Raw genomic sequence first — 18,269 nt, forward strand, 5'->3', positions numbered from 1 at the left:
ACTACTGCCGCCGTGGGCGAATGACCGCGGTGAAGGCCGCACTGGCCACGGGCTTGCCGGTGACGTCGGCGATCGTCACCGGCACCTCGAGCTCGATCTCGGTGCGGGACTGGATATTCGCGCGGGTCGTCGCGATCGTCTCCTCGGACAGTTCCGAGGTGGCGCTGAACGGGCCCGCCTCACCCTTGGCGCGGGCCAGGTATTCGATGCGGCCGTTGCGGGCGACGATGAAGGTCTCGCCGAGCAGGTCCACGATGCCGGAGATGGACGCGCCCATGGCGGCGGTCTCGGCCAGGCCGAAGAGCAGGGCGGCGTGGATGTCGCCATTGTGGTTGAAGTGCTCGGGACGCGCGGGCATGCGGACCACATTGCGGCCGGGCGCGTATTCGACGCCCTCGATGCCGGTGAACTGGATGAAGCCGAGCTTCTGGAAGCCCGCCATCACCAGCTCGCCCATAGCGGCGCTCTGTTCATCCTTGGTAGCGCTGGCCATCATGTCTCCCACCGATCAGAAATTGAAACGCGTTCTAATTTCATACCGGGCGGGACGCGACTTTGTCCACGGCAGCTTCCTGCCGCATCAACCCACGACGCGGCCCTCGAGGCCCAGCGCCTCGGACGTGCTGGCCATGGTCTGCCGCGCCAGCCGGGGATCCTTGGCCAGGCTCTGCCCCAGGGTCGGCATGAGCCGACGCAGGCGCGGCTCCCACAGCTGGGCATAGCGCGGGAAACAGCGCTCCAGCACCTCCATCATGATGACCGGGGCGGTCGAGGCGCCCGGTGTCGCGCCCAGCACCGCGGCGATCGAACCATCGTGCGAGGCAACGACTTCCGTGCCGAACTCCAGCACCCCGCCGCGCTCGGCATCCGGTTTCACGATCTGGGCGCGCTGGCCCGCGGTGATCATGGTCCAGTCCTCGGGGCGGGCGCCGGGCACGAAATCCCGCAGCACCGCGAACTTCTTCTTGCGCCGGGCCGCCACCTGCGAGACCAGCAGCCACGCCAGCTCCTTGTTATCCTTGAACATGGCGGTGAGCGGCGCGATATTGTCCGGGCGCAGCGACGCCGGGGCATCGAAGAGCGAACCCTGTTTCAGGAAGCGCGGATTCGCACCCGGATACGGGCCGAACAACAGCGCGCGCCTTCCGGCGATGACACGAGTATCCAAGTGCGGCATGGAAATGGACGGTGCGCCGACCGGTCCGCGGCCGTAGACCTTGGCGTCGTGCTCGGCCACCACCTCCGGATTGTCGCAGCGCAGGAATCGACCGCTCACCGGCAGCAAACCGTAGCCGTGCGCCTCCGGAATGCCCGCCCGCTGCAGGATCTTCAATGCCCAGCCGCCCGCGCCCGCGAATACGAAGCGGGCGTCCACCTTTCGGGTGAGTCGGTCGTTATCGGTGCGCCAGTCGACCCGCAACTGCCAGGTGCCGTCATTGTTGCGGCGCAGCCCGCGCACCTCGCAATTGCGGTGGATCTCGACATCGCGCCAGCGCAGCCAATGGAACAGCTGGGCGGTGAGCTCACCGAAATCGATATCGCTGCCGGTGATGTCGCGGGTGGCGGCGATCGGCTCGGAATCGTCGCGGCCCGCGGTCAGCAGCGGCGCCCATTCGCCGATCACCTTCGGATCATCACTGAATCGCATATTCGCGAAAAGATGGTGCGCGGAAAGGGTTTCGTGGCGGCGGCGCAGGAAATCCACTTCCTCGCGGCCGCGCGCGAGGGTCATGTGCGGAACCGCGTTGATGAAGGTCGACGGATCCCGCAGCACCTCGGTCTGCACCAGCGCTGCCAGCAGCTGCCGGGTGAGCTGGAACTGCTCGTTGAGCGCGATGGCGGGTTCGATATCGATCGAGCCGTCGGCCTGCTCGGTCGTGTAATCGAGTTCGCACAGGCCCGCGTGGCCGGTGCCCGCGTTGTTCCAGGCCGCCGACGCCTCCGACCCCACCTCGGGGAGTCGCTCGTAGACGGCGATCGTCCAGCTGGGTTCCAAATGTTTGAGCAGCACCGCGAGGGTGGCGCTCATGATGCCCCCGCCGATCAGAACGACATCGTAGGGTCGCAGGGGCACTTGTGTTCTCGTTGTCATTACCCGCTAGCACCATTCGCCGACCCGCCAGAACGCGCAGCAACCCTATCGCCCAACCCCGCATAACGCACGCGGGAGCTATCGCCCACACCACACTTCACGGACCCGGGGTTGCGCGCCCATTCGAAATCGTCCTATATTGGCCGCAATCCAAGAGATGCTCTCCGGAAGTTGTGCCGCAGAATGAGAGCATCCGCCTCCGATGAGGTGCGGAGTGGGCGGCAAGCAGTTTGTGCCCACTCATATCCTCATGGAGGCCATCCCATGCACATCGGTCTCGGACTCCCCATTTCCGATCCCATCGCCCTGCTCGACTGGGCGCGCCGTGCCGACGCCGGCCCCTTCTCCACCCTCGGTCTGCTCGACCGTCTCGTCTACGACAATCCCGAACCGCTGGTCGCCCTCGGCGTGCTCGCCGGTGCCACCGACCGCATTCGCCTGCAGACCGAGGTGCTCATCGCACCCCTGCGCGATCCCGCGCTGCTCGCCAAGCAGGCCGCCACGCTGGACGTGCTGTCCGGCGGCCGGTTCGTGCTCGGCCTCGGCGTCGGCGGTCGCGCCGACGATCACGAGGCCTCCGGCACCGAGCTGCGCACCCGCGGCCGCCGCCTCGATCAGCAGATCGAGCTCATGCGCGCGCTCTGGGCGGGCAAGCCGTTCAGCGATACCTGCGGCCCGATCGGCCCCGCGCCGCTCACCCCCGGCGGTCCTGAACTGCTCTTCGGCGGCTTCCAGCCCGCCGCGCTCGACCGCGTCGGCCGTTGGGGCGGTGGCTTTCTCGCGGCCGCCGCGCCCTCCTGGGCGGGTGGACTCTTCGACACCGTCCGCAAGTCCTGGTCCGATCACGGCCGCGCCGGCGCGCCGCGCATCGTCGCCCAGGTGAATGTCGCGCTCGGCTCGGACGACCTGGTCGACGACGCCCGCGCGTCCATGGGCGCGTACTACGAATTCTCCGGCCGCGCCGACTACATGGTCGCCGGCATGCTCACCACACCCGGCGAAATCCTCGACGCCGTCCGGCAATTCGACGATCTCGGCGCGGACGAGGTGATGTTCTACTGCTACGGCTGCGAAGCCGATCAGGTGGACCGCCTCGCCGACCTGCTGAGCTGACCGAACTGATCAGCCGACCGTCTTGCGCGCCCGATAGGCCGCCACCGCATTGCGATTGGTGCAGGCCGTGGAGCAGTAGCGCCGGGAACGATTGCGCGAGAGGTCCAGCACGATGCCCTCGCAGGTCTCGTCCGCGCACAGCGACAGGCGGGAGAGCTCGTCGGCGCGGATCAGGTCGATCATCGCCATGGCGGTCTCCACGGCAATGCGCACATCGAGCGGAGCCTCGGCCGGGACGGCGTGGATGTGGTAGTCGATGTCGTCGTGGCGGACCAGCCGCGGCACCGCCCGATGCTTGGCCAGCAGGCCGTTCACCAGCTCGACGGCGGTGTCGCGGTCGGCGGTGAGCAGGCGGCGCAGCGGGGCGCGCAGGGCACGCACCGCGGTCAGCTCGGCGGCGGTGCGGGCATGCGCGCCGGTGTAGCGGTGCTTGACGAAAAAGGCGTCCAGCTGCGGGATCTCGGTCAGGGTGTCCGGGTCTTCGGCCGAGTTCACCAGTTCGACCGCCGCGGCCATGGACGCCACCGTGTCATCAGCGAAAAGCACGTTGACATATTACATGCGCGAGCCTTAGCGTCATTAGTCATGGCGACTTTGACTCATGACAGCGTGGTGGTGTCGAACCGGCTCCGCACCGGGCTGCTCACCGCCGCGCTGTCGGCCTCCGCGTTCGGGCTCTCCGGACCGCTGGCACGCGGACTCATCGACGCGGGCTGGAGTCCGGCCGCCGTGGTCATCGTGCGCGTGCTGCTCGGCGCGGTGGTGTTGCTGCCGATCGCCGCCGTGCAGTTGCGTGGTGATTGGAACCTGTTGCGCCGCAATGCGGGTCTGCTCGCGGGCTACGGGCTGCTCGCGGTCGCCACCGCACAGCTGTCGTATTTCAATGCCGTCGCGCACATGGACGTCGGCGTGGCGCTGCTCATCGAATACACCGCGCCCATCGCGGTGGTCATCTACCTGTGGCTGCGGCATGCCCAGAAGCCCGGGCGCATAACCGTTCTCGGGGCGATCATCGGTGTGGTCGGGCTGATCCTGGTGCTGAACCTGCGGTCCGGTACCAATACCAGCTGGGTCGGCATCGCGTGGGCCAGCGGCGCGATGGTCGGCGCGGCCGCGTATTTCATCCTGTCCGCGCACGCCGGGGACGCGGTGCCGGGGACCGTGCTGGCCACCGGCGGACTGCTGGTCGGCGGGCTCGGCATTCTGGCGGGCGGGCTGGTCGGCATCGTGCCGCTGCACGCCACCACCGAATCCGTGGCGTTCGTGGGCTTCACCGTGCCGTGGTGGGTGCCGCTGCTGGCGCTCGGCGTGGTGACCGCGTCCATCGCCTATGTCACCGGCATTGCCGCGACCCGCATGCTGGGTTCACGATTGGCCTCCTTCGCCGCGCTCGGCGAGGTACTCGCGGCCATCCTCTTCTCCTGGGCGCTATTGGGCCAGACGCCCGCGCCCATCCAATTGCTCGGCGGCGCTTTGATTCTCATCGGCGTCGTGGTGGTGCGACTCGGCGAGCCCGCCGAAGAGATTCGGTGAGCCCGCCGAAGAGATTCTGTGAGCCTGCCGACGACCCGAATGCGCCATCGCTCTTCACATCTCGAGTTGATAACGGTAGTTTGACGCAAATGTCGGGGAATCAGTCCGCAACTCGAGAGAAGCCACAGTGCGTATAACCAAATACATTGCGCCCGCCCTGCTTTGCCTGACCACCGTCACCATTGCGGGCACCGCTACGGCCGAGCCGGTCCAGGCACCCGAAAAGCCCGCCCTGCAGATCAAGGGCACCGATCACAACATCGGCTACGACGTGGCACTCTCCACCGACCACCGCTCCGCGGTGAGCACCCTGCAGGCGGGGCACTTCCTCGCCACCTGGGACGGCGAGGCGGTCATCGTCACCAACGACGACGGCGTGCTGGTCTCCACGGTGCCGCTGAAGTACGACATCGACGGCAAGACAGCGGAATTCACGCCGAAGATCGATCAGGACAACCACCGCCTGACCCTCACCCCCGTCGCCGAAGTCGACGCGCCCGCCCGCGACGTCGACGCGCAACAGCACTTCTTCGACGTCGTCCAGGCCAATATGCCCGCCGTCGCCACCGGCGCGGCCATCGGCGCCACCATCGGCTTCATCGCCGGCTTCCCCCTCGGCCTGTTCGTCATCGACTTCATCACCGCTCCCCTGCTCGCCGTCGTCGGCGGCGTAATCGGCGGCGCCATCGGCCTCCAGATGTCCGGCGGCCAGCAGGCTTCCGACGCAGCCCTCGCCTACGTCGACACCCTCGCCCCCGGCGCCTCCAACGTCTTCCGCCCCCTCTTCGCCGCCGTCCCCGCTCCGGCGAACTGAGTTCTCACTCGAGGAAACTCACCGAGTCGATGCCCATGCTGTTGGGCCAGTGATACCACCACACGTTCATTTCGCTCGCCAGATCGAAGCGGAACGTGTGGCCGGTGCCCGGGCCATCCACGATCGTCCACAGCCCGTTGGGTTGTCCGATCACCTTGCTGACACTGCCGTCGTTCCAGGCGAATTGACCGAGCGACGGCGAAGTCAGGCTGTTCCACGGCAATTCGGCGCTGAAGTGACCCGACGCGATGCCGGGCAGGAACGGGCTGGCGCAGGCCCAGACGTCGGCGTCGCGGCGGATGCTCTGCCCGGCGCTGCCGGTACCCGGAATCATGGTGCCGCTCAACACGCCACCGCGGGCGCAGCCGCCCGGCGCACCGCCCGGATCGGCGGAGGCGGAGGGCATGGACAGGCACAGGGCCGCCGCGCAGAACACGGCCGGAACGACACCACGGCGAGCGGACACGTCAGCTCCTCCCCGACAGGGGCAGTTACATCGTCCGACTCAGCATAGACCCGGCAACTGGAACCGATAGTGGCTCTGCACAAGAAAATGAACGAGTTCGGCCCCCGCTCCGAATTGGAGCGGGGGCCGAATTCTATTGCCTGGCTACATGCTTAGCGGTAGTCGCTGAAGCCGTAGTCGTCCAGCGGCACCGCGGCACCGGTGGAGGTGCCGAAGCCGTCCGGGCTGTAGTAGCTGTCGTCGTAGGACGGGACAGCGTACGCGGCCTGACGCGCCTCTTCGGTCGGCTGCACCTGGATGTTGCGGTACCGGTTGATACCGGTACCGGCCGGGATCAGCTTACCGATGATCACGTTCTCCTTCAGGCCTATCAGCTTGTCGGAGCGGCAGTTGATCGCGGCGTCCGTGAGCACGCGGGTGGTCTCCTGGAAGGAGGCCGCCGACAGCCACGAATCCGTCGCGAGCGACGCCTTGGTGATACCCATGAGCACCGGACGACCCGAGGCGGGCTCGCCACCCTCCGCGACCACGCGGCGGTTGGCGGCCTCGAACTCGGCGCGCTCCACCAGCGAACCCGGGAGGAACTCGGTCGCACCCGAATCGATGATGGTGACGCGGCGCAGCATCTGGCGGACGATCACCTCGATGTGCTTGTCGTGGATGGACACACCCTGCGAGCGGTACACCTCCTGGACCTCGTGGACCAGGTGGACCTGCACCTGACGCGGACCCATCACGCGCAGCACCTCGTGCGGATCGGCCGAGCCCTCCAGCAGCTGCTGACCGACCTCGACGTGGTCACCGTCGGCGAGCAGACGCTCGGAGCCGTCGTCGTGCTTGAACACCCGCAGACGCTGACGCTTCGACAGCTTGTCGTACAGGACCTCGTCCGACCCGTCGTCCGGGATGATCGTGATCTTGTAGAAGCGGTCGTCGTCCTCGAGCCGCACGCGACCCGACACCTCGGCGATGGGGGCCTTGCCCTTGGGCACACGAGCCTCGAAGAGCTCCTGAACTCGGGGCAGACCACCCGTGATGTCATCACCCGCGACACCACCCTGGTGGAAGGTACGCATGGTCAGCTGGGTACCGGGCTCACCGATGGACTGGGCGGCGACGATACCGACGGCCTCACCGATGTCCACCAGCTTGCCGGTCGCCATGGAACGGCCGTAGCAGGTGGCGCACACGCCGGTGCCGGTGGTGCAGGTCAGCACGGAGCGGACCTTCACCTCGGTGATGCCGGCCTCGAGCAGCGCCTCCAGGGCGGGATCGCCCAGGTCGTGGCCCTTCTCGATGATGACATTGCCCTTGGCGTCGAGCGCGTCGGTGGCCAGCGTACGAGCGAAGGTGCTGGTCTCCACGTGGGCGTCCCGGATGAGCGAGCCGTCGGCCTGCTTCTCCGCGATCGGCACCACGATGCCGCGCTCGGTGCCACAGTCGGTCTCGCGCACGATGACGTCCTGCGACACGTCCACCAGACGACGGGTCAGGTAACCCGAGTCGGCGGTACGAAGCGCGGTGTCGGCCAGACCCTTTCGCGCACCGTGGGTGTTGATGAAGTACTCCAGAACCGTCAGGCCCTCACGGAAGGAGGACTTGATCGGCTGCGGGATGAACTCACCCTTCGGGTTGGTCACCAGACCCTTCATGCCCGCGAGGGTACGAGTCTGGGTGAAGTTACCCGTGGCGCCCGAGTCGACGATCGTGATGATCGGGTTGTCGGCCGGGTAGTGCGCGCGCAGCGCCTTACCGACCTCTTCGGTCGCTTCCTGCCAGATCTTGACCAGGGCGTTGTTGCGCTCCTGGTGGTCCAGAGCACCACGCTGGTACTTCTTCTCGATCTGATCGGCCTGCGCGTCGTAGCGCGCCATGATCTCCGCCTTCTCCGGCGGAACGAGCACGTCCGACATGGAGACGGTGACACCGGACCGGGTGGCCCAGTAGAAGCCGGCATCCTTCAGCTTGTCGACGGTCTGCGCGACGACGATCATCGGGTAGCGCTCGGCGAGATCGTTGATGATCGCGGCCTGGCGCTTCTTCGGCATCGGCTCGTCGATGAACGCGTAGTCCGCCGGGAGCAGATCGTTGAAGAGCACGCGGCCCAGGGTGGTCTTGCAGATCCACGCGTCGCCACGCTGCCAGCCGTCCGGGAACAGCTCGGCCTCGACGTCCTTGGGCGGACGCTGGTCGGTCAGACGGACCTTGATCAGCGAACGCACGGTCAGGTCACCGCGGTCGACGGCCATCTGCGCCTCGGCGGGCGAGGCGTAGACACCGAACTCGGCCGAATCCTTGGTGGCGGCCTTGTACTCGCCCTTCGCGCCCTCTTCCAGGCGGGTCAGGTAGTACAGACCGGTCACCATGTCCAGACGCGGCATGGCGAGCGGACGACCCGAGGCCGGCGACAGGATGTTGTTCGAGGACAGCATCAGGATGCGGGCCTCGGCCTGCGCCTCCGCCGACAGCGGCAGGTGCACGGCCATCTGGTCACCGTCGAAGTCGGCGTTGAACGCCTCACACACGAGCGGGTGCAGCTGGATGGCCTTGCCTTCGACCAGCAGCGGCTCGAAGGCCTGGATACCCAGGCGGTGCAGGGTGGGCGCACGGTTCAGCAGCACCGGGTGCTCGGAGATGACCTCTTCGAGGACATCCCACACCTGGGGACGCTGACGCTCGACCATCCGCTTGGCGGACTTGATGTTCTGCGCGTGGTTCAGGTCGACCAGACGCTTCATGACGAACGGCTTGAACAGCTCGAGCGCCATCAGCTTGGGCAGACCGCACTGGTGCAGCTTCAGCTGCGGGCCGACCACGATGACCGAACGGCCGGAGTAGTCGACACGCTTGCCGAGCAGGTTCTGACGGAAACGACCCTGCTTGCCCTTGAGCAGATCGCTCAGCGACTTCAGCGGGCGGTTACCCGGACCGGTGACCGGACGGCCGCGACGGCCGTTGTCGAACAGCGCGTCCACCGACTCCTGAAGCATGCGCTTCTCGTTGTTCACGATGATCTCGGGCGCACCCAGATCGATCAGTCGCTTCAAACGGTTGTTGCGGTTGATGACGCGGCGGTACAGGTCGTTCAGGTCGGAGGTCGCGAAGCGGCCACCGTCCAGCTGCACCATCGGGCGCAGCTCCGGCGGGATCACCGGCACGGCGTCGAGGACCATGCCCATCGGCGAGTTGCCGTTGGTCTGGAACGCGGCCACGACCTTCAGGCGCTTCAGCGCGCGCAGCTTCTTCTGGCCCTTGCCCGTGCGAATGGTCTCGCGCAGGTTCTCGGCCTCGGCCTCGATGTCGAAGGTCTCCATGAGCTTCTGGATCGCCTCGGCACCCATGGCACCGGTGAAGTACTCGCCGTAGCGGTCCTGCAGCTCGCGGTAGAGGACCTCGTCCACGATCAGCTGCTTGGAGGCCAGCTTGGTGAAGGTGGTCCAGATCTCGTCGAGCCGGTCCAGCTCACGCTGGGCGCGGTCGCGCAGCTGACGCATCTCGCGCTCGCCGCCGTCCTTGACCTTGCGGCGGACGTCGGACTTGGCGCCCTCGGCCTCCAGCTCGGCCAGGTCGGCTTCCAGCTTCTGGGCGCGGGCCTCGAGGTCGGCGTCGCGCTGATCGGCGACGGTCTTCTTCTCGACCTCCATCTCGGCCTCGAGCGTGGAGAGCTCGTTGTGACGCAGCTCGTCGTCGACGGCCGTGATCACGTACGCGGCGAAGTAGATGATCTTCTCGAGATCCTTCGGCGCGAGGTCGAGCAGGTAGCCCAGGCGCGACGGCACACCCTTGAAGTACCAGATGTGGGTGACCGGGGCGGCCAGCTCGATGTGGCCCATGCGCTCACGACGCACCTTGGCGCGAGTCACCTCGACGCCACAGCGCTCGCAGATGATGCCCTTGAAGCGGACGCGCTTGTACTTACCGCAGTAGCACTCCCAGTCCCGGGTGGGACCGAAGATCTTCTCGCAGAAGAGGCCGTCCTTCTCCGGCTTCAGCGTGCGGTAGTTGATGGTCTCCGGCTTCTTGACCTCGCCAAACGACCAGTTGCGAATGTCTTCGGCGGTCGCCAGGCCGATCCGGAGTTCATCGAAGAAGTTGACGTCTAGCACGTAACTTCCTTTCCCCTGTTCGGGTTGAGTATGAGCAAAAGTGCAAAATCGGTTGCCCTGGGGGATCTTTCAGTGCTTTGCACACCGTCGATCCACCCAGGACCAATCGCTCACTGCGCCAGGTCGTCGACCGTCGCAGCCTCGTTGCGGGACAGGTTGATACCCAGGTTCGCCGCGGCGCGCTCCAGGTCCTCGTCGTCGCCGTCGCGCATCTCGATGGCGGCGCCGTCCGAGGACAGCACCTCCACGTTCAGGCACAGCGACTGGAGCTCCTTGAGCAGAACCTTGAACGACTCCGGGATACCCGGCTCCGGAATGTTCTCGCCCTTGACGATGGCCTCGTACACCTTCACGCGGCCGACCACGTCATCCGACTTGATGGTGAGGAGTTCCTGCAGCGTGTAGGCCGCGCCGTAGGCCTGCATGGCCCAGCACTCCATCTCACCGAAGCGCTGACCACCGAACTGCGCCTTACCACCCAGCGGCTGCTGCGTGATCATCGAGTACGGACCGGTCGAACGCGCGTGGATCTTGTCGTCGACCAGGTGGTGCAGCTTCAGGATGTACATGTAGCCGACCGAGACCGGGTACGGGAACGGCTCGCCGGAGCGGCCGTCCAGCAGGATGGCCTTACCGTCGTCGTTGATCATCTTCTCGCCGTCGCGGTTCGGCAGCGTCGAGCCCAGCAGGCCGGTCAGCTCCTCCTCGCGCGCACCGTCGAACACCGGGGTGGCGATGTTCGTGTCGGCGGGCTGGCCGAGCATTTCCTCGGGCAGCTTCTTGGCCCAGTCGGGGGCGCCCTCGACCTGCCAGCCGGTCTTGGCGATGTAACCCAGGTGGGTTTCCAGCACCTGACCGATGTTCATACGACGCGGCACACCGTGGGTGTTCAGGATGATGTCGACCGGGGTGCCGTCGGGCAGGAACGGCATGTCCTCCTGCGGGAGGATCTTGCCGATGACGCCCTTGTTGCCGTGGCGGCCGGCCAGCTTGTCGCCGTCCTGGATCTTGCGCTTCTGCGCGACGTAGACGCGCACCAGCTCGTTCACGCCCGGGGGCAGATCGTCGTCGTCGTCACGCGAGAACACGCGCACGCCGATGACCTTGCCGGACTCACCGTGGGGCACCTTCAGGGAGGTGTCGCGGACCTCGCGGGCCTTCTCACCGAAGATGGCGCGCAGCAGGCGCTCCTCGGGGGTCAGCTCGGTCTCACCCTTCGGGGTGACCTTGCCGACCAGGATGTCGCCGTCACGGACCTCCGCGCCGATGCGCACGATACCGCGCTCGTCCAGGTCCGCCAGGACCTCGTCGGAGACGTTCGGGATGTCCCGGGTGATCTCCTCGGCACCGAGCTTGGTGTCGCGGGCGTCGATCTCGTGCTCCTCGATGTGGATCGAGGTGAGCACGTCGTCCTCCACGAGGCGCTGCGACAGGATGATCGCGTCCTCGTAGTTGTGGCCTTCCCACGGCATGATCGCCACGAGCAGGTTCTTGCCGAGGGCCATCTCACCGTTCTCGGTGCAGGGGCCGTCGGCGAGCACGTGCCCGGCCTCCACGCGCATGCCCTCGTCCACGATCGGACGCTGGTTGGCGCAGGTGCCCTGGTTCGAGCGCTCGAACTTGCGCAGGCGGTAGCTACGGCGGGTGCCGTCGTCGTGCATGACGGTGATGAAGTCGGCCGAGACCTCTTCCACCACACCGGCCTTCTGGTTCACGACCACGTCGCCGGCGTCGACCGCGGCACGCAGCTCCATACCGGTGCCGACCAGCGGCGACTCGGAACGGATCAGCGGCACGGCCTGACGCTGCATGTTCGCGCCCATGAGGGCACGGTTGGCGTCGTCGTGCTCGAGGAACGGAATCATGGCGGTCGCGACCGACACCATCTGGCGCGGCGAGACATCCATGTAGTCGATGTCCTTGGCCGGGACGTATTCCATTTCCTCGTTGCCGTGGCGGGCGAGGACGCGCTCCTCGAGGAAGTTGCCGTCCGCGTCGACCGGCGAGTTCGCCTGGGCGCGGATGTGGCGGTCCTCCTCGTCGGCGGTGAGGTACTTGACCTCATCGGTGACGCGGCCGTCGACGACCTTGCGGTACGGGGTTTCGATGAAACCGAAGGGGTTAACCCGGGCGTAGACCGAGAGCGAGCCGATCAGGCCGATGTTCGGGCCTTCCGGGGTCTCGATCGGGCACATGCGGCCGTAGTGCGACGGGTGGACGTCACGGACCTCCAGGCCGGCGCGCTCACGCGACAGACCACCCGGGCCCAGCGCCGACAGACGACGCTTGTGGGTCAGACCCGAGAGCGGGTTGTTCTGGTCCATGAACTGCGACAGCTGCGAGGTGCCGAAGAACTCCTTGATCGCCGCCACGACGGGACGGATGTTGATCAGGGTCTGCGGGGTGATGGCCTCGACGTCCTGGGTGGTCATGCGCTCACGCACGACGCGCTCCATACGCGAGAGACCCACGCGGATCTGGTTCTGGATCAGCTCGCCAACCGTCCGCAGACGACGGTTGCCGAAGTGGTCGATGTCATCGACCTCGACCGGAACCTCGACGCCGCCGGGGACGGTCATGAGCTTGTCGCCCTGGTGCAGGCGGACCAGGTACTCGATCGTCGCGACGATGTCTTCCTTGGTCAGCACCGAACCCTGGACGGGCACGCCGGCGTTGACGCCCAGCTTCTTGTTGACCTTGTAGCGGCCGACGCGGGCCAGGTCGTAGCGCTTCTCCTTGAAGAACAGGTTCTCCAGCAGGGTCTGCGCGGACTCCTTGGTCGGCGGCTCGCCCGGACGCAGCTTGCGGTAGATGTCCAGCAGCGCCTCGTCCTGACCCGGGGTGGAGTCCTTCTCGAGGGTGGACATCATGATCTCGGAGAAACCGAAACGCTCGGTGATCTCCTCGGTGGTCAGGCCCAGGGCCTTCAGCAGCACGGTGACCGGCTGCCGACGCTTGCGGTCGATACGCACGCCGACGGTGTCGCGCTTGTCGACGTCGAACTCCAGCCACGCGCCGCGCGACGGGATGACGCGCACCGAGTGCAGGGTCTTCTCGGTCGACTTGTCGATGGACTCGTCGAAGTACACACCCGGCGAACGCACGAGCTGCGACACGACGACGCGCTCGGTGCCGTTGATGATGAACGTGCCCTTGTCGGTCATCATCGGGAAATCACCCATGAAGACCGTCTGAGACTTGATCTCACCGGTGTTGTTGTTGATGAACTCCGCGGTCACGAAGAGCGGCGCCGCGTAGGTCATGTCCTTGTCCTTGCACTCCTCGATGGAGGCCTTGACCTCTTCGAAGCGCGGGTCGGAGAAGGACAGCGACATGGAGCCGGAGAAGTCCTCGATCGGAGACAGCTCCTCGAGCACCTCCTCGAGGCCCCCGGTGGGATTCGTGACGTCGCCGCGCGCGGTGGCACGCTCACGCCAGTCTGCTGAACCGACCAGCCAGGCGAACGATTCGGTTTGTAGATCGAGAAGTCCGGGAACCTCCAGGGGTTCGCGAATCTTCGCGAAAGACACCCGCTTCGGGGCTCCGGGGATACCGGCCTTGGTCTGGGTGGAGACTGCCAAGATGCGTCCTTCCAGCACCTCACGCGCGTCGCGTGGTGGTCCGCGACCGTCGCTTGTCTGCTACGAATTCCGCTGGTTACGACCCGAACGAAACCCGAACAGCAAACAGCGGAAGTAACACCGGAAGGTGGAACTTTCGTGATGCGATCGAGGTATGGACAGGAGGCAGCCAGCGCAACGTCCAAAACTACACCCAAACCTACGGGGGTGTCAAAGTACCACCCGTGGCGATCCGCGGGCGGCAACTTCGCCCCGGTGTGTCTGTGTCGATATCCGGCGATCAGAACGCCCCTACCAACACAGCGAAGTGACGGTCTTCACCCGGCTGGACCCTCGAGATCCACGAGAATCGGCCGGGCGCGGAGTCCGCTGGCTGCGTTCACAAGGCCCTGGCCGACGTCCTGTCCTTTGTGACAGCCGCCGCTGTTGTGAATAGCGTGACTGGTCGGACGAAACTCGTCAAGTGGCGGTCCGAGTTGACAAATCGCGAGATCGCCTGTCCCGCTACAAGATCACGTCACGACGTCGCACGATGCCGTAAAGACACCGGTCGGAGGTGCCTTACGCGCGATTACTTATCGGTGATCTCGGCGGCCAGCCAGTGGCCGTCGACCTTCTGCATACGCAGCACGATCGGGCCCGATGCGAGGGGTTCGGGCTTGCCGTCCTTGACGGCGGAGATGTTCAGGTTGACCAGCAGTTCGGCGTGGTCGCCGGTGAGCAGGGTCACGCCGATCGGATCGGTCTTGACCTGGGTGTCGGTCTGGGTCTGCCTGATGGTGTCGACCGTGGTGTCGACGTACTTGGCGAAGTCCTTCTGCATCTTGTCGGTGAGCACCGAGTTGACGGTGGACTTCCACTTGTCGATCTCCGCGGCCTTGTAGCCGTAGAGCGTGGTCAGGGCGTGGTCGGCGGCGGCCTTCACCTCGTCGGTGGCGCCGTTGTCGACATAGGCCAGATTGCCCGAGTCCGAATTCGGCTTGCTCACCCAGTGATTCACCGCGCCCGCGGCGGCGAAGGCGAGCAGCAGCACCGACAGTCCGGCACAGATTGTGGCGACACCCCAGTTACGCCAAAATGCGCCCGGCTCGGACGGCTTGGAATACTGTTGCCGGGCAGGGTTTTTGGACAGGCCTGGACCGCGCGGGGTGGAGCGCGACGCGGACCGGCCGGAACGCTCGGAGGTGGACCGGGCGTTACCGGAAGCCTGGGTGTTGCCGGCAGCCTTGGCCCCCTTGGCATTCACGTCCGCGGCGGTGGTGCGGGACGCGGTGCCGCGCTGCGCGGCCGGGCGGCGCGGGGTGGTGACACGGTTGACGGGGCGTTTGCGATCGGCCATGGGTCACTCCCTCCTAGTTGCCCGGTGCGGGGGTCTGCGGGGTCGAAGTCTGTTGTGGCGCCGAGGTGCCCAGGGGCACCGGCTCGCCCAGGTTCTGGGCCTTCTCGGCCTTCCAGGTGCTGCCGACCTTGACCAGGTCCAGCGTCCACAGCTGGCGGAAGGTGGCGGGCTGGCCGCCGGGCCAGCTGCGGGTGATCTTCAGCACGGCGAAGGCGGAGGCATGGTCGCGTTCGCTGTTGAGCGAGGTGAGCGTGATGCCCTCGACGTCGGCCTTGATCCGGGTCTTGGAGTCCTGGGCGGTCTGCTTGAGCTGATCCTGCCCGTCCTCCTGCTGCTTGAGCAGGTCACCGGTCATGGATGACCGGATATTTGCCAGCGATCCGTCGATATCGTCCGGATTGATGGACATGAGGTTGACGGCGGCCTGCCGGGCATCGGTGAGGGCGGCGTCGCGGGCTTCGGCCCGGGTCTCGTCCTTGTGATCACCGAACCACAGGAAGCCGAATACGGCCGCCGCGATGACGGATACGACCAGCAGACCTGCGGCACCCATGGTGATGAGTCTGCGGCTGTCCGACTGCTCCGGCCCGGCGGGCTGGTCCAGCACCACGGTCGGCTCCTCCGGGGTGTTTTCGGGAACCGACGGGGTCGTCGGCTTCTCGAGGTCTGCCCCCGATTCGCTGTCCTTGTGCTGGCTCACGCCGCCACCATACTTTCCTCTCTTCGCGCCCCAGCTGGGAGTTCGGTCACCATGTGCAGGTCACCGCTTGGGCGTGATGCCCATCAGGGTGGACAGCTGGGTCGCGACCGGGTTCAGGTTGAGCTTGTCCGGGTCGTACTTGGGCTTGTCGTCCCACGGCTGCGGGACGCTCGGGTCGGCCAGCTCGGCGCGCGCGCCGCCGCGCACGTCGGTCTCGCTGCCCTGGGGCACCGCGCAACCGGCCTGCGTATTGAACGGGAAGTCGTCGCGGCTGTCGTCGAAGTTCGGGTTCTGGGCCTTCATCTGTTCCAGAATCCGTTGCGTGCCTTCGTATCCCACCGTGCAGGCGGGCGGGTTGTTGGTCTCCAGCACCAGGCCGAAGTGGGTGGTGCCGTCGCCGGGCGCGGTGGAGGAGCCGCCGAGGGGCAGCAGCGGCAGCATCTGCAGGACCGGGCCGAGCGCGTAGAACTTCGGCGAGATGGCCAGCAGCAGGATGCGCAGGTTGGTCAGGTCCTTGGTGAGGGCCGGGCCGCTCTCGGTCAGCAGGCGCTGGATCGAGGAGGCCGCGTCGGTGCCGGTGCCGATGAGCCGGCGGATGTCCGGGTCATTGGACTTCAGCTGCGCGGTCAACTGGTCGAGGCCGTCGCTGAACCGCAGGATCGCCGGGGACTGCTCGGCCTGGGTGGCCAGCACGGTGTTGGCGGAGCGGATCAGCGCCAGGGTCTGCGGCAGGTTGTCGATGCCGGTGGCGGTGAACTTGTTGAGCGAGTCGACCAGGATCTTGAGGTTGTCGCCCTGACCGTCGAACGCCTTGCCCAGCTCGGTGATGGTGGCGGACAACGCCTTCAGGTCGGTGGTGTTGGCGAAGTGGTCGACGCTGGTGAGCAGGTCCTCGACATGGATGGGCGTGGTCGCGCCGTCGATGATCGAGCCGTCGTGCAGATACGGCGAGGTGTCACTGGTCGGCATCAGGTCCACGTACTGCTCACCGATGGCGGAGCGGTCGGCGATCGCGGCCTTGGCGTTGGCGGGGATCTTGGGCTTGCCCGAGTCCATCTCCAGGGTGATGAGGACGCCGTCCGGGGTGATGTCGAGGTCGCCGACGCGGCCCACGGGGACGCCGCGGTAGGTGACCTCGGCGCCCTTGGACAGGTTGCCGGTCTCCTTGGCCTGCACCTTCACCTTGTACAGCCCGAAGCCGAGCATGTTGTCCAGGTGAACGTATTTCGCGCCGACGAACACGACGCCGATCACGGCGATGATCGCGAAGGCGATCAGCTGATTGCGCACCAGACGTGTCATCGCGGACCACCCACTCCCAGCTGCTCGAGGATCGATCCCAGCGGATCGGTCGGTCCCGTCCCGCCGGTCGGCCGCGCCACGGTGGGCGGCAGCGGCAGCAGCGAGACGGTCGGCCAGCCGCCGCGCGGCCCGTTGCCGTTGTAGTACGGGTTGGTCGGATCCACGTTGACCTGGCGGCCCGAGGGCGGGATGTACACCGGATCCTGTTTGCCCACACCGAGATTCGACAGCAGGGTGCCGATCTGCAGGTCCACCGAGAGCCAGGTGTTGACCTGGCCGCCGAACGCGGACTTGATCGCCTCGTCCGGGAACGGGTACGTGGGGATCAGCGGGAACGCGGTCACCAGATCGTTGGCCGAGCCGCCCAGCGCCTGCAGCGTGGGCCGCAGCGAGGACAGGTCGGTGATCAGGTTGTCCTTGGAGTGGTTCAGCACGTCGAAACCGGCCTGCCCCACCCGATCCAGCTGCTGCAGCATCGAGATCAGCTGCGGCCGTTGCTCGTTGAGGATCTTGATGCCGGCGGGCAGCTCGTCGAGGATCTTGGAGATCTGGGTGGTCTGCTGCCCCACCCGGCTGCTCAGCGTGTCGAGGCTGTCCAGCGCGCGGGTGATATTGCCGACCTCGTCGTCGAGGCCCTTGATCAGGGTGTTGGCCTGGGTCAACAGATCCCGGACCTTGCCCTCGCGACCGCCCAGGGTCTTGTTGAGCTCCACCACGATCGGCTGCAGCTGCGCCACGCCACCGCCGTTGAGCAGCAGCGAGAGCGCGCCCAGCACCTGCTCCACCTCGGTGGCGGTGCGGGTGTTCTCGACCGGGATCTTCGCGCCGTCCTTCAGCTTGGCCGGATCGGAATCCTTTGCCGGAGCGGACAGTTCGATGTACTTCTCACCCAGCAGGTTGGTCTGCTTGACCTCGGCGCGGGCATTGGCGGGCAGGTTCACGTCATCGTTCACCAGCACCTGCACGCTGGCTTCCCAGGCGTTGTCGGGCGCGATGCGGATCTTGTCGACCCGGCCCACGGCCACGCCGTCCACCTTCACCGTCGACTGAGGGACCAGGTCCAGCACATCGGCGAAGCGGATGTCGAGGTGCATGGGGTGCTTGCCGACGTTCGGGCCGCCGGGCAGCGGAATGCTGTCCGCGCCACAGCCCGCGGCCACCAGGGTGACCGCACCGAGCGAGGTGGCCATCAGGGCGGCACGTTTCACTCGCCCGCCGCGAAT

13 protein-coding genes are annotated in these 18,269 nt (G+C 66.5%); 3 read left to right on the forward strand and 10 right to left on the reverse strand.

Features of this window, described 5'->3' with window-relative positions:
* Nucleotide 1: 1 nt before the first annotated feature.
* Nucleotides 2-493, reverse strand: coding sequence for a PaaI family thioesterase (locus tag ON43_RS31765; RefSeq protein ID WP_040813451.1), 492 nt, complete (start codon nt 491-493; stop codon nt 2-4).
* Between the two features lie 87 nt (nt 494-580).
* Nucleotides 581-2,074: a malate dehydrogenase (quinone) gene (gene mqo, locus ON43_RS31770; protein ID WP_218003426.1), complete on the reverse strand. Its 1,494-nt coding sequence runs from the start codon at nt 2,072-2,074 to the stop codon at nt 581-583.
* A 282-nt stretch (nt 2,075-2,356) separates the two neighbouring features.
* On the opposite strand from mqo, the gene ON43_RS31775 reads away from it, so the two are divergent.
* Nucleotides 2,357-3,205 carry an LLM class flavin-dependent oxidoreductase gene (locus ON43_RS31775; protein ID WP_040813425.1) on the forward strand — a complete coding sequence of 283 codons (849 nt, stop codon included), beginning with the start codon at nt 2,357-2,359 and terminating at the stop codon, nt 3,203-3,205.
* A gap of 9 nt (nt 3,206-3,214) precedes the next feature.
* Here ON43_RS31775 and ON43_RS31780 read toward each other — a convergent pair whose 3' ends face one another.
* A complete protein-coding gene (locus tag ON43_RS31780; protein ID WP_040813426.1) occupies nt 3,215-3,751 on the reverse strand; it encodes a CGNR zinc finger domain-containing protein in 537 nt (178 codons plus the stop codon).
* Nucleotides 3,752-3,790: 39 nt separating this feature from the next.
* Between ON43_RS31780 and ON43_RS31785 the strand changes: the two genes are divergently transcribed.
* Both ON43_RS31785 and ON43_RS31790 read left to right on the forward strand, forming a co-directional pair.
* Nucleotides 3,791-4,738 carry an EamA family transporter gene (locus tag ON43_RS31785; protein WP_040813428.1) on the forward strand — a complete coding sequence of 316 codons (948 nt, stop codon included), beginning with the start codon at nt 3,791-3,793 and terminating at the stop codon, nt 4,736-4,738.
* A 127-nt stretch (nt 4,739-4,865) separates the two neighbouring features.
* Complete coding sequence (locus ON43_RS31790) at nt 4,866-5,552, forward strand: DUF8020 domain-containing protein (RefSeq protein ID WP_051179519.1); 687 nt, start codon at nt 4,866-4,868, stop codon at nt 5,550-5,552.
* 4 nt (nt 5,553-5,556) lie between these two features.
* Here ON43_RS31790 and ON43_RS31795 read toward each other — a convergent pair whose 3' ends face one another.
* The 7 genes from ON43_RS31795 to ON43_RS31825 form a co-directional block, all read right to left on the reverse strand.
* Nucleotides 5,557-6,018 (reverse strand): hypothetical protein, encoded by a 462-nt coding sequence (locus ON43_RS31795; RefSeq protein ID WP_040813430.1) that lies wholly within the window; start codon nt 6,016-6,018, stop codon nt 5,557-5,559.
* Between the two features lie 152 nt (nt 6,019-6,170).
* Nucleotides 6,171-10,124 (reverse strand): DNA-directed RNA polymerase subunit beta', encoded by a 3,954-nt coding sequence (locus ON43_RS31800; RefSeq protein ID WP_040813433.1) that lies wholly within the window; start codon nt 10,122-10,124, stop codon nt 6,171-6,173.
* Nucleotides 10,125-10,234: 110 nt separating this feature from the next.
* Entirely contained in the window at nt 10,235-13,723 is a 3,489-nt protein-coding gene (gene rpoB / locus ON43_RS31805; RefSeq protein WP_040813434.1) for a DNA-directed RNA polymerase subunit beta, read from the reverse strand.
* 553 nt (nt 13,724-14,276) lie between these two features.
* On the reverse strand, nt 14,277-15,044 hold the full coding sequence (locus ON43_RS31810) for a hypothetical protein (protein WP_040813436.1): 768 nt from the start codon (nt 15,042-15,044) through the stop codon (nt 14,277-14,279).
* Between the two features lie 13 nt (nt 15,045-15,057).
* A complete protein-coding gene (locus ON43_RS44440; RefSeq protein ID WP_051179520.1) occupies nt 15,058-15,744 on the reverse strand; it encodes a hypothetical protein in 687 nt (228 codons plus the stop codon).
* 60 nt (nt 15,745-15,804) lie between these two features.
* Nucleotides 15,805-17,046, reverse strand: coding sequence for an MCE family protein (locus ON43_RS31820; RefSeq protein WP_040813437.1), 1,242 nt, complete (start codon nt 17,044-17,046; stop codon nt 15,805-15,807).
* Nucleotides 17,043-18,254 (reverse strand): MCE family protein, encoded by a 1,212-nt coding sequence (locus ON43_RS31825; RefSeq protein WP_040813439.1) that lies wholly within the window; start codon nt 18,252-18,254, stop codon nt 17,043-17,045. The genes ON43_RS31820 and ON43_RS31825 overlap by 4 nt, the downstream gene beginning before the upstream one ends.
* Nucleotides 18,255-18,269 lie beyond the last annotated feature (15 nt).

It is taken from the genome of Nocardia concava NBRC 100430 (assembly GCF_000308815.1).
GTDB classification, from domain to species: Bacteria; Actinomycetota; Actinomycetes; order Mycobacteriales; family Mycobacteriaceae; genus Nocardia; species Nocardia concava.

What these genes read in the sequence shown, in the direction of transcription:
- ON43_RS31775 (WP_040813425.1), top strand. Translation starts at nt 2,357, where the DNA reads ATGCACATCGGTCTCGGACTCCCCATTTCCGATCCCATCGCCCTGCTC.
- ON43_RS31765 (WP_040813451.1), bottom strand. Translation starts at nt 493, where the DNA reads ATGGCCAGCGCTACCAAGGATGAACAGAGCGCCGCTATGGGCGAGCTG.
- ON43_RS31810 (WP_040813436.1), bottom strand. Translation starts at nt 15,044, where the DNA reads ATGGCCGATCGCAAACGCCCCGTCAACCGTGTCACCACCCCGCGCCGC.
- ON43_RS31785 (WP_040813428.1), top strand. Translation starts at nt 3,791, where the DNA reads ATGGCGACTTTGACTCATGACAGCGTGGTGGTGTCGAACCGGCTCCGC.
- ON43_RS31820 (WP_040813437.1), bottom strand. Translation starts at nt 17,046, where the DNA reads ATGACACGTCTGGTGCGCAATCAGCTGATCGCCTTCGCGATCATCGCC.